We start from the raw sequence: 11,704 nt of genomic DNA, 5'->3' as shown, positions 1-11,704 counted from the left end.
GCCGCTCAGAACGACTTCGAGGCGGTCAGGGCCACGCGGCGGCCCGTGCCGTAGTAGCAGTTCGTGGCGTTGTCGCAGTTCGCCACGTAGCGGCGGTCGGCCAGGTTCTTCACCACCAGCGAGGTCTCCCAACCCTTGAGCGAGGGCGAGAGGTTCACCAGGCTCCACTGCACGCCCAGGTCGAACAGCGTGGCGGACGGCACCTCGAAGGTGTTGAGCGCGTCGCCGGCCGACTCGCCCACGTGGCGCAGGCCGACCGAGAACCTCAGGCCCTGGAGCGCGCCCGCGCCGACGCGGTACGACAGCCAGGCCGAGGCCTGTTGTTCGGGCACGCCCACCGGGTGCTTGCCCACCCCGTTGACGGTGTTGGTCGCGGTGACGACCGCGTCGGTCGCCGAGTACGAGAGCATGGCGTCCAGGCCGCGCGCGAGCCCGGCCTTGAGCTCGATCTCGCCCCCGCGCGAGCGCACCCCGCCCGTCTGCGTGGCGAAGCCCGGGTTCGGCCAGGTCGTTGGTGAGCACGTTGCGCTGCTTGAGTTCGTAGACCGAGGCCGTGCGCACGAGGGCGCGGCCCGGCGGCACCCACTTGACCCCGGCCTCGATCTGCTTGCCGGTGTGCGGCTCGAACGGGCGGCCTGCCGCGCTGGTGCCGGTGACGGGCGAGAACGACTCCGCGTAGTTCACGAACGGCGACCAGCCACCGCCCAGGTCGTAGCTGGCGCCCAGCTGGCCGGTGGTGGCCAGGTCGCGCTTGGGGGTGTACGAAGGATCGCTGAAGTGCCCGGTGACGGTGTTGAGCACGGCGGTCTTCTGGTCCAGCGTGGCCTTGTCGCGGCGCAGCCCGACCAGCACCGACAGCCGCCCCCAGTCGATCTGGTCCTGCACGTAGAGCGCGGTCTGGCGCAGGCGCTGCTCGCGCTTGGACGTGATGGGGTTGGCCGGCAAGGCCTGGCCGTACACCGGGTTGTAGAGGTCCAGCGCGAAGGCCGGGGCCGCGCGGGTGCCGGTGCCCTGGTAGTTGGGCACGCGCGCCGCGTCCAGGCCCAGCATCACGCGGTGCTTCGTGCCGACGGCATCGAACCGCGCCACCACGCGCGTATCGACCTGCTTGGTCACGATGGTGTAGTCGGCCGCGAACAGCCGCCGCGTCCAGCCGGTGGCGCCCGCCGCCACACCCGTGGCCTGCATCTCGTCCACATGGATGTCCACCTTCTTGTAGGCGGCGTTCTGCTCGATGGACCAGACCTCGTTGAAGCGGTGCGAGAACGCATAGCCCACGCGCCAGGCGTCCTTGTCCGAGTCGTGGCGCGCCGGTTCACCGAGGAACAGGCCGCGCGAGATGAAGCGCCCGTTGGCGCCCGGCACGATGGTGCCCACGCGCGGCAGCGGCTGGTGCACGGTGAGGCTCGGGTCTTCCTGGCGGTTGCGCCATCAGCGTGAGCCGGGTGGCGGCGTCGGGCTTCCAGGTGAGGGCGCCGGCGAAGTAGCGGCGATCGGACTGGGTGTGGTCGATCTCGCCATCGCCCTTGCGCACCAGGCCCGTGAGGCGGTACTGCCAGGTGGCGTCGGCGTTCAGCGCGCCGCCCAGGTCGAACTGGCCCTGGCGCAGCCCATGGCTGCCCACGCGCAGGCCCACCTCGCGCACGGTCTCGGCCGTGGGGCGCTTGGTGCGCAGGTCGATCAGGCCGCCGGGGCTGCCCTGGCCGTAGAGCGCCGACGCGGGGCCGCGCAGCAGCTCGACGCGTTCGAGCCCGTAAGGCTCCTCGGCCCAGTTGCTGTCGTGCAGCTTGAGGCCATCGAGGTACTGGTAGACCAGGAAGCCGCGCACCATGGGGTACTCGCGCGTGAGCGCACCGCTCGAATAACCACCGCCGTACAGACCCGGCGCGTGCTCCAGCGCTTCCATGACGGACTGCGCGTCGCGCGCCTTCATCTCGGTGTCGGTGACGGCGCTCACCGAGCGCGGCAGGCGCTCGATGGGGGTGGCGCTCTTGGTGGCCGTGGCCGCCTCGCTGGCGCGCAGGCCTTCGGTGCGCACCTCGACCGGTGCCAGCGTCCCCGCGTCCTGCGCCGCCAGGGCGGCCGAGGACAGCGCGCCCATCAGGGCCACGGTGCAAACGGATGAACGGTGGCCGCGAAAGGCCCGGCCCTGGCGCTGACGCGCGGGCAATGAATGACGCATGAGAACTCTCCTCCAACGGCCCGCGTCCCCGCAGGCCCAACGACAGAAAAACGCGTGGGGAGGGAACGTGATGGTGGGGCGGCGCCGGCGCTGGCGGACGCAGCTCGGCTTGGCCCGGACCACGCACTCCCGCAGCGTCCGAAGGCGATGCGAAGGCCGGTATCCGGGCTCGCGGAGCGTCGTCGTGCAGGCGTTGTGGGCATGCTCGCGACAGGAACTTCTCGCCTTCCCACGCCTGGAGGCGCAGTGGCTGCCGATGCCGTGGCATCGCGTGAGCGTTCCCGAATCCGCTGACCGTTGCGGGGGCAGCACAGGCTTGTTGCGCCGTGAAAGACGCCGTCACCTGTTTCCCGTTTAACCCCATCGCCATGGCTGGCGGCGGGGCACCTTCGAACCGTGCGGTTCGACCCGATGGAAGGGTCGAACCGGCCGGCGATTATAGAACCCGCAGGGGTATCGCCTCGGTTCGGAGGCCGTGTTCCGCCAGGCCCTGGCTCGCCCGCAGGCGGTTCGGCGCGAGCGCGCCCGCGCAATCCAGGATGGGGTAGGCGATCGAGCAGATGTGCGAATTGATGCGCTTGAGATCGCTGATCAGGTCGATGTGCAGCGAGCTGGTCTCGATGCTTTGCACGGTGTTGTCGGTCAGGCGCACGAGGTGGCTGGTGGCGTAGGCGCGCTCCAGGTCCCGGAAGCGCGCCTTTTCCTCCAGCAGCTTTTGCGCGTCGCGCACGTTGCCGTTGAGGAACACGCTCATGCCCAGGCGCAGGTTGTCGATGAGCCGGGCGTGCAGCTCGCAGATCTCGGCCATGCCGGCGTCCGAGAAATTGCGCCCCATCTTGATCTTCTTGTCCTCGATGTCCAGCAGCACGCGCTCGACGGTGTCGCCGATCTGCTCCATGTTGATGGTGAAGCTGATGATGTCGGCCCAGCGCCGGCTTTCTTCTTCGGCCAGCGCCTCGCGGGAGATCTTGGTCAGGTAGTACTTGATGGCCGAGTACAGCTCGTCGACCGAGTCATCGAGCTTGCGCAACTCCTCGGCCAGGCGCAGGTCGTTGTTCTTGATCACGGCCAGCATGCCGACCATCATGGTCTCGACCACGTCGGCCTGGTGCATGGCCTCGCGCGCCGCGCAGGAGATCGCCAGCGAGGGCGTGGCCAGCGCCGACGGGTCCAGGTGGTGCGGCCGCCCGGCCACCCGGTTCTTGTCGGGCTTGGGCAGCAGGCGCTCGACCCAGCGCGCCACGATCTGGGTGACGCCGATGAACAGGAGGGCGACGGCGATGTTGAAGCTCAGGTGGAACAGCACCACCAGCGTCGCCGGGTCCGCCACATAGGGCTGCATGCCGTGCAGCCATTCCGGCGCCAGCGGCGCCGCCAGCAGCACGCCCAAGGCCTTGAACATCAGGTTGCCCAGCGGCACCTGGCGCACCTCGATGGCCGAACGCGCCGTGGTCACCACGGCCAGCAGACCGCTGCCCAGGTTGGCGCCCAGCACCATGCCCAGGGCCATGTCCGTGGGCACGACACCGGACGCCGCGAGGGTGGCGGTCAGCAGGCACGATCGCCAGGCTGGAATAGGCCATGAGGGCCAGCGCGGCGCCCACCGTGATCTCCAGCAGCAGATCGCTGTTGACGGAGACCAGCAGCGCCTTCACCACGGGCGACTGGGTCAGCACCTCGGTGGACTGCGACACCAGGCGCAGCGCCAGCAGCATCAGCCCCAGGCCGATCAGCACCCGGCCCACACGGCCGACGGCCGTTTGCTGGCGGGAGATGAACATCACCACCCCACCGAGAATGAGCAGCGGCGACAGCCAGGACAGGTCGAAAGAGAACACCACCGTCATCAGGCTGGTGCCGATGTCGGCACCCAGCATCACCGCGAGGGCCACCGGCAGGCTCAGCAGCCCCTGCCCGACGAAGGACGACACGATGAGCGCGGTCGCCGTGCTCGACTGCACCAGGGCCGTGACGCCCAGGCCCGAGAGGGCCGCGGTGAAGCGGTTGCCGATGCTGCGCGCCAGGACCTGCCTCAGGTTGGCACCGAACACGCGCAGGATGCCGGTGCGCACAAGCTGGGTGGACCAGACGAGCAGGGCGATCGCCGCCAGAAGATTCAACAGGTGTTTCATGTCGGCAGCCGATCGCAAGCTCAGTCGACCTTCGCCCCCGATGCCCGCACCACCTTGCCCCAGGCCTGGAGCTCGTCGTCCATGAAGCGCTTGAATTCGGCGCCGCCGCCCGTGCCGGGTTCGGCGCCATCGCTGGCCAGGGCCGCGTTGACGGTGGGGCTGCCGATCGCGTTCTGCGCCGCCTGGGTCAGGCGCTCGAGCACCGGCTTCGGTGTGCCGGCGGGCGCGAGCAGGCCGGCCCATGAGGTCACCGAGAAGTCCTTCACGCCCGCCTCCTGCATCGTCGGCAGCTCGGGGGCGGCGGTGGAGCGCCGGTCGGAGGTCACGGCCAGGCCCTTGAGCTTGCCGCCGCGCGCGTGGCCGATGGCGCTGGGCATGGTCTCGAAGCCGAACTGCGCCTCGTTCGACATCAGCGCGACCATGGCAGGGCCGCCGCCCTTGTAGGGGATGTGCTGCACGTCGGTGCCGGTGGCGCTCTTGAAGATCTCCCCTGCGAGGTGGGCCGGCGAGCCGTTGCCCGACGAGGCGTAGAACGTGCCCGGGTTGGCCTTCGCATGGGCGATGAGTTCGGGCACGGAGTTCACGCGCAGCTGGGGCGGCACGACGAGCAGCAAGGGGTACTTGCGCCCCAGCGCGATGGGCTCGAACGATTTGATCGGATCGAACTTGAGCTTGTAGAGATGGGGGTTGATCGCCTGGCTGCTGAGCGTCGCCATGAAGACGGTGTAGCCGTCCGGCGGCGCCGCGGCCACCATCTCGGCCGCGAGGTTGCCGGCCGCGCCGGGCCGGTTGTCCACGATCACCGACTGGCCCAGCAGTTCGGTCATGCGCTGGGCCAGCACACGGGCGAGCTTGTCGGTGGACCCTCCGGCGGCGAACCCCACCACGATGCGGACCGGTTTGTTCGGGAAGGCCTGGGCGGTGGCGGATCCCGCCGCCCAGAGTCCAAGGCAAACCAGGATTCCTTTTTGCTTCCAGCTGATCATGGGGGATGTCTCCTTTGTTGAAGTTTTCGAACGCACCGATGGCCAGTGGCCTAGGCTGTGTGGTTCAGCGCCAGGTCAATGACGTCAAAATTCCGCAGCCGCCGTTGCGGCACGCCCGTGAGCACGCGGTTGAAGAGAAGGGGAACGCGTTGCTCGGACAGCCCGCCGTGGGAGCGCAGCGGCACCGTGAGCCCCGACAGGTCGTGCTGGCTGCTCGAGGTGCCCAGCACCGACAGCCGGTGGCTCAGCACCACCAGATCCCCGATGCGGTCGGGCGGCAGCTCGAAGCGGGCGGCGGCGCTCGCCCGGTCCAGCACGTCTTCCACCTCGGGGATCCGCAGCAGCTGTTGCTGGATCGCGGGGATGTCCGCCGGGTTCGACACATAGACCGTGGCATACGAACCCAGGGCGCCGTGATGCACCACGTACGGGTCGGTGATCGGCAGCAGCACGCGGGCCTTGCCCAGGCCGGCGGTGCGGTCCAGCAGGTCCTGCAGGAACACGATGTTGGGCTTGCCCAGCGCATCGCTCTTCGCGTTCATGCCATGGTCCGCGGTGATGCCGATCACCGCCCCGAGCCGGTCCAGCTCCTGCAGGTAGCGGTCCATCATGGCGTAGAAGCTGTTCGCGCCTTCGGTGCCCGGCGCGAACTTGTGCTGCACGTAGTCGGTGGTCGACAGGTACATGAGGTCCGGCCGCTCGGTGCGCAGCAGCATCACCCCCGCCGCGAACACGAACTCCGAGAGGTCCGCGCTGTACACCGACGGCAAGGGCAGGCCGACCTTGGCCAGCACGTCCTCGATGCCGTTGTCTTTCAGGGTGGCCTGGTCGGCCTTCTCCGCGGAGAAGCAGATGCCCTGGAGCCCGTGGCCGAGCAGGCTGCGAAGCTTGTCCTTGGCCGTGACGACCGCCACCGTCCCCCCGGCCTGCGCGAGCTGCGCCAGGATGGTCGGCGCGCGAAGGTAGCGCGCATCGTTCATCAGCACCTCGGCGTTCTGCTCGGGATCGAAGAAGTAGTTGCCGCAGATGCCGTGCACGCTGGGCGGCGCGCCGGTGACGATCGACAGGTTGTTCGGGTTCGTGAAGGAGGGCATCACGCAGTCGCCCGACAGCACGGTGCCCCCTTGTGACAGCCGGGCGAAGAAGGGCGCATGCCCCGCCTGCACGGCCTGGTTGATGTACTCCTGCTCACAACCGTCGATGCAGACGATGACGGTCGGTGTGCCAGGGGTGTTGTAGGTGCGCTGGTTGACGGTGAGGGTGGCTGTGTTCATGGGTCGAAGCTTATTTGGATAGATAAACTGACACCATCGATAAATAATCGTCTTGCCGTGAGTAAAAATCACGGATCAAATGGTTTCCGTCCCCACCCACCTGGCCCGCCCACCATGCCCCACCAGCTCCCGCCCCTCAACGCCTTGCGCATCTTCGAAGTGACGGCACGCGCCGGCAGCTACACCGAGGCCGCGAAAGAACTGAACCTCACCCACGGTGCGGTGAGCCGGCAGATCCAGCTGCTGGAGCACTCGCTGGGCCAGCCCCTGTTCCGCAAGGAAGGCCAGCGCATGGTGGCGACGGGACATGCCAAAGCCTTCGCGCGCGAGATCAGTGCCGCGTTCGACCACATCAGCGACGCGTCCCGGCGCTATGGCAAGAACGCCGCGAGCAAGGTGATCCGCGTCAACGCCCCGGCCACGCTGGCGATGCGCTGGCTGATCCCGCAGCTGGCGGAGTTCCGCGCGCGCCATCCCGCCACCGAAGTGCGCATTTCCACGGCCTTCAGCCACGACCCGGTCCTCAAGGGCAGCTTCGATGTCGCCATTCGCCGGGCGCCCGGCGACCAGACGCAGTTCGAGGTGGCGCCGCTGTTCACCGAAAACACGACCGTCATTGCCAGCGCAACGCTGCTCCGGGGGCGCGCGCTGAAAACGCCGCGGCATCTGGAGAAGGCGGTGCTGCTGTCCACCGAGTCCCGGCCTGGCGACTGGGAGAACTGGCTCGGCGCGGCGGGTTGCGCGGACCTGCGCCCGATGCAGACGCTGCGCTTCGACCACTTCTTCGTCACGCTGCAGGCCGTGGTCGACGGCATGGGGTTCGGCATCGGCACCTTCCCCACACTGGCGGCCGACGTGGAGCTCGGCCGGCTGGTCACGCCGTTCCCGCGGTGGCAGGTGCCGGGCAGCGCCTACTTCGTGCTGGTGCCACTGGACTCCGACAAACCCAAGCACCTGCGCGAGTTCCTCGCATGGCTGCACGCCGCCAGCGAGCGTGCCGCGCAGTAGCCGCGGCCTAGTGGTTGCGCCACGGCGCTCCAGAGCATGGTGCCGCCCGCCACCAGCAACAGGCCATCCATGAGCAGCCGGAATCTCTCCGCGTCGAGCTGGCGGACGTAGCGCTTCGCGATGAACGCGCCGGCCATCAACGACGATCCGATCACCAGGCCCTTCGCCACGGACGCCAGGGGCAGCCCGCCCAGCGTGCCAAAGGCCAGCGTCTTGGCGGCATAGACACCCAGTGAGCTCATCGCCTCCGTGCCCAGGTACGCCCCTTTGACCAGTCCGTGCGCCAGAAAGAAGGGCGCGTTGATGGGACCGGTGCTGACGACGATGCCTGTCAGGAAGCCGATGCCCAGGCCGACCAGGGCCAGATGCCAGAGCCGGAGCACCAGGGCCTGGCGCGCCATCCAGCGGCGCAAGGGGATCATGGCGAGGAAAAACAGGCCCATCACCGCCTCCACGATCCGGCCTGGCAGGACCAGCAGCGTCGCCGCGCCGAGTGCCGCGGCGGGCATGCCGGTCGCGCTGTAGACGCCGACCACGCGCCAGTCCACCTCCCGCCACCAGGCGGCGACCCGCGAGGCGTTCGCCATCATCGAAGCGATTGCCATGATGGGCACGGCCTCGCGCGGCCCGAACACCAGCACCAGGGCCGGCATCAACATGATGGAGGTGCCGAAGCCGACGACGCCGCCCACCGTGCCGGCCACCAGCCCGAGCACGAGCACCAGCGTGAAGTCCATGGACATGGGATCTGAATGAATGAGGGTTGTCGGGCTGGGCAGAACTGTAACCAGCTTCCGCGCGCCGCAGGGTGGCCCGACCCCGGCGAGCCCTCGAAGCACCGGCAGGCGCTGCTCAGGTCCGCGCCACGCGTTCCAGTGGCGCGGGCCCGAAGCTCACGCGCTGCGGCCGCTTGTAGCGCGCCAGCCGCTGTTCCACGAAACCGATCAGCTCGGCCTCGGTGGCCGTCGCGCCGGGCTTGAGCGCGCAGGCCGCGTGCACGGCCTCGCCCCATTTCTCATCCGCCCGGCCGAACACGAAGGCCTCGGCCACGGCCGGATGTTCGAGCAGCACCTGCTCCACCTCGGCCGGGTAGACGTTTTCACCGCCGCTCTTGATGAGTTGCTTGTGCGCCGCGCGGCCGGTGAACCACAGCCAGCCGTCCCCATCGAGGCGGCCCAGGTCGCCGGTGCGGTGCCAGGGGTCGGCGGGCTTGAAGGGGCGTTGCTGCGCCACGTCCCAGTAGCCCAGGAACACCGTGGGGCCGCGCACCGCGATCTCGCCTTCCACGCCGGCGGCCACGGGCTGGCCGGCCGCGTCCTGGATGCGGATCTGCGAAGGCGGCACGGCGCGGCCGGCGGCGCCGGGGCGCTCGCTCTGCAGGCCCAGGCACACCATGCTCGACACCTCGGCCTGGCCATAGGCCGACCAGAAGCCGGCGCCCGGGCACAGCGCGGCCAGGCGCTCCAGCGTGGCCGGGGGTTCCAGGCCCATGCCGATGCGCAGGCTGGCCAGCGAAGCGCCGCTGGCCTGGGCCGCGTCGAGCATGGCGCCGAGCATGGGTGCGAAGGTGGCGCTCACGGTGACCTGGTGTTGTTCCACCGCCGCCACGGCGGCGGCCGGGTCGAAGCGCGGCAGCAGCACGCAGGTGCCACCCGCGGCCAGCAACGCGAGCGAGAGGCCGATGCCGGCCGCGTGGAACAGCGGCAGCACACCGAGCCAGCGGTCGTCCACACCGAGTGACCACACCTCGCCGATCTGCCGGGCCGAGGCGGTGAGCTGCGACTGCGCCAGCACCGCGCCGCGCGCGTGGCCTTCCACGGCGGCGGTGAACAGCATGACCGCGCCGAGTTCCGGCGCGTCCCGCCGTGCCACCGGGGGCGCGGTGGGCGGGCCGGCGACGGCGAGCGAAGGCCAGTTGGCCGCGCCGAGCACCGCCGTGGGCACGCCGGGCATGCCCTCGGGCCAGGCCGCCTGCCACAGGGGCGCGCAGGCGGCGTCCACCACGGCCAGCACCGGCGCGGCGTCGCGCGCCTGCTGGGCCATTTCGGCCGGCGAGAGCCGCAGATTCAGCGGCACCAGCATCGCGCCCAGCCAGGCCACCGCGCCCAGCATCACCAGCACCTCGGCGCGGTTGCCGGCGATCAGCACCACGCGGTCGCCCTGGCCGACACCCAGGGCCGACAGCGCGGCGGCCTGCCGCTGCACGGCCTCGTAGAGCATGGTGTGGGACTGCGGCGCGCCGTCGTCGATCACGGCGGGGCGGTCGGCGTGGGCCACGGCGTTGTGCGCGAGCAGGTCGATCAGCGTGGGCAGGGCGGAGGTCATGGCGTCATCCTAAAAACGGGAGGGGCCGGCGGGTGCGAAGCCCAGGCCGCGCTGGCGCGCGGCATCGAATTGGCCGGCGAGTTCGTCCACCAGCGCGGCGACGGGCAACACGCCGTGCACGCCGGCCACCGAGTGGCCGGCGCTGAAGAGTTCGGTCCAGCGCCGGGGGCGTTGCTGGGTGTCGCGGGTGCCGTACAGCTCGGCGGCGTCGGCTTTCAAGGCGCTGGCATCGAGCGCATCGGGGTCGAGGCCCGCATCGACGAGGGAGGCGCGCAGCCAGTTCACCGGCAGCCCGGTGAACGCGCTGGACGGCACGATGTCGTCCCAGCCCGCGTCCACCAGCATGCGCCGGTGGGCCTCGCTGGCCAGGCTCTCGGGCGTGGCGATGAAGCGCGTGCCCATGTAGCCGAGGTCGGCGCCCAGGGCCTGCGCGGCCCACAGCGCGTGGCCGTCGCTCAGGCCGCCGGCGATCACCAGCGGGCCGTCGAACAGCGCGCGCAGCGAGCGCACGCCGGCGAAGGGGCTGACCCAGCCGGTCTGCCCGCCCGCGCCCGCGCACAGCAGCACCAGGCCGTCCACGCCGGCGGCCAGCGCCTTCTCGGCGTGCGCGAGCGTTGCGCACGTCGGCGAACACGCGGCAGCCCGCACCGTGCAGCGGCTCCACCAGCGCGGCCGGCGAGCCCACGCTGGTGATCACGAGTTCCACCTTCTCGCGCAGCACGCAGGCCAGGTCGTCGGCGAGCGTGGCGCTGCGCACGATGAGGTTGACGGCGAAGGGCGCGGCCTTCGTGGTGTCGCCGATGGCCTCGCGGATGCTGGCGATCCACGCCGCCAGTTCACCGTGCCGGCGGCAGTTGGCGGCCGGGAAGGCCCCGATCACGCCCGCACGGCAGGCGGCCGCCACCAGCGCTGGCCCGGACACGTGCAGCATGGGCGCCGCGATCAGCGGCAGCCGCAGGCGCGTGCGCCATTCGGCGGGCAAGGCCATGGCGACTCAGCGGCCGGTGAACGTGGGCGCGCGCTTGGCCACGAAGGCCGAGGTGCCTTCGCGCGCGTCGGCGGTGCGGGCACAGGCCTTGAGCAGCTGCTGCTCCAGCGAGAGGTAGGCCTGCAGCGAGAGCGCGGGGCCTTCGAGCGAGAGCCGCTTCATGGCCGCGAGCGAGGCCGGCGCCGAGGCGCACAGGCGCTGCACCAAAGCCTGCGCGGCGGCCTCCAGTTCGGCGGCGGGAAACACCTGGTCCACCGCCCCGGCGGCCAGGCATTGCGCGGCGTCGATGGGGTCGCTGAGCATCAGCCACTGCTGCGCGCGCACCGGGCCCACGCGCCGCGCCAGGAAGTAGGAGGCGCCCACGTCGGGTGAGAGACCGATCGCCGCGTACCCCGTGCGCAGCTTCATGGTGTCGCTGGCGAGCACGAAGTCGCCGCACAGCGCCAGGCCCACGCCCGCGCCGCCCACCGGGCCGCCCACCACCGTGACGATGGGGCAGGTGGCCTGCGCGAGCTTGAGGTAACCCGGCAGCAGCTCGTCGAGGATCTCGTCCACCAGCTCATCGAGCCGGTCGCCCGCCTTCACGAATTCGCGGATGTCGCCACCCGCGCAGAAGATCGGCCCGCGCGCCTCGATCACCACGGCGCGCGGTTGCCCCGCGAGCACCTCGTCGATGGCGCGCACCAGCGCGGGCGCGTTCGACGGGCCCAGCGCGTTGTTGTGTTCGGGCCGGTTGAGCACGATGCGCCCCACGCCCTGGCTGTCCACGTTCCACTCGATGCCATTCATCTCTGTCATGGTGTTGTTCC

General features: G+C 70.3%; 8 protein-coding genes, 2 pseudogenes and 1 riboswitch. Of the genes and pseudogenes, 1 reads left to right on the top strand and 9 read right to left on the bottom strand.

Going from position 1 to position 11,704, the window contains the following annotated elements; translation table 11 throughout:
- Positions 1 to 5: 5 nt before the first annotated feature.
- From ACFJI0_RS16290 to phnA, 5 genes and pseudogenes are all read right to left on the bottom strand, one after another.
- Positions 6 to 1,365, bottom strand: a pseudogene (locus ACFJI0_RS16290) (TonB-dependent siderophore receptor).
- Positions 1,316 to 2,182: a TonB-dependent siderophore receptor gene (locus tag ACFJI0_RS16285; RefSeq protein ID WP_382321142.1), complete on the bottom strand. Its 867-nt coding sequence runs from the start codon at positions 2,180 to 2,182 to the stop codon at positions 1,316 to 1,318. The pseudogene ACFJI0_RS16290 and the gene ACFJI0_RS16285 overlap by 50 nt, the downstream one beginning before the upstream one ends.
- Positions 2,183 to 2,318: 136 nt before the next feature.
- Positions 2,319 to 2,588, bottom strand: a riboswitch (cobalamin riboswitch).
- A gap of 30 nt (positions 2,589 to 2,618) precedes the next feature.
- A pseudogene (locus ACFJI0_RS16280) lies at positions 2,619 to 4,314 on the bottom strand (Na/Pi cotransporter family protein).
- Positions 4,315 to 4,334: 20 nt separating this feature from the next.
- Entirely contained in the window at positions 4,335 to 5,300 is a 966-nt protein-coding gene (locus ACFJI0_RS16275; RefSeq protein WP_382321140.1) for a Bug family tripartite tricarboxylate transporter substrate binding protein, read from the bottom strand.
- A gap of 50 nt (positions 5,301 to 5,350) precedes the next feature.
- On the bottom strand, positions 5,351 to 6,574 hold the full coding sequence (gene phnA / locus ACFJI0_RS16270; RefSeq protein WP_382321138.1) for a phosphonoacetate hydrolase: 1,224 nt from the start codon (positions 6,572 to 6,574) through the stop codon (positions 5,351 to 5,353).
- A 114-nt stretch (positions 6,575 to 6,688) separates the two neighbouring features.
- Between phnA and ACFJI0_RS16265 the strand changes: the two genes are divergently transcribed.
- On the top strand, positions 6,689 to 7,582 hold the full coding sequence (locus ACFJI0_RS16265) for a LysR substrate-binding domain-containing protein (protein ID WP_382321136.1): 894 nt from the start codon (positions 6,689 to 6,691) through the stop codon (positions 7,580 to 7,582).
- Here the strand turns inward: ACFJI0_RS16265 and ACFJI0_RS16260 are convergent.
- From ACFJI0_RS16260 to ACFJI0_RS16245, 4 genes are all read right to left on the bottom strand, one after another.
- Positions 7,486 to 8,325 carry a sulfite exporter TauE/SafE family protein gene (locus tag ACFJI0_RS16260; protein ID WP_382321135.1) on the bottom strand — a complete coding sequence of 280 codons (840 nt, stop codon included), beginning with the start codon at positions 8,323 to 8,325 and terminating at the stop codon, positions 7,486 to 7,488. The genes ACFJI0_RS16265 and ACFJI0_RS16260 overlap by 97 nt on opposite strands.
- Before the next feature lie 109 nt (positions 8,326 to 8,434).
- Positions 8,435 to 9,907 carry an AMP-binding protein gene (locus ACFJI0_RS16255; RefSeq protein ID WP_382321133.1) on the bottom strand — a complete coding sequence of 491 codons (1,473 nt, stop codon included), beginning with the start codon at positions 9,905 to 9,907 and terminating at the stop codon, positions 8,435 to 8,437.
- Between the two features lie 9 nt (positions 9,908 to 9,916).
- On the bottom strand, positions 9,917 to 10,555 hold the full coding sequence (locus ACFJI0_RS16250; protein ID WP_382321131.1) for an NAD(P)H-dependent flavin oxidoreductase: 639 nt from the start codon (positions 10,553 to 10,555) through the stop codon (positions 9,917 to 9,919).
- 346 nt (positions 10,556 to 10,901) lie between these two features.
- Positions 10,902 to 11,693: an enoyl-CoA hydratase-related protein gene (locus ACFJI0_RS16245; protein WP_382321129.1), complete on the bottom strand. Its 792-nt coding sequence runs from the start codon at positions 11,691 to 11,693 to the stop codon at positions 10,902 to 10,904.
- Positions 11,694 to 11,704: the final 11 nt, after the last annotated feature.

This window comes from Hydrogenophaga sp. UC242_53 (assembly GCF_042696965.1).
Lineage (GTDB): Bacteria > Pseudomonadota > Gammaproteobacteria > Burkholderiales > Burkholderiaceae_C > Hydrogenophaga.
Note: the sequence above shows the minus strand (reverse complement) of the source record. Positions and strands in the feature narration are given on the sequence as shown.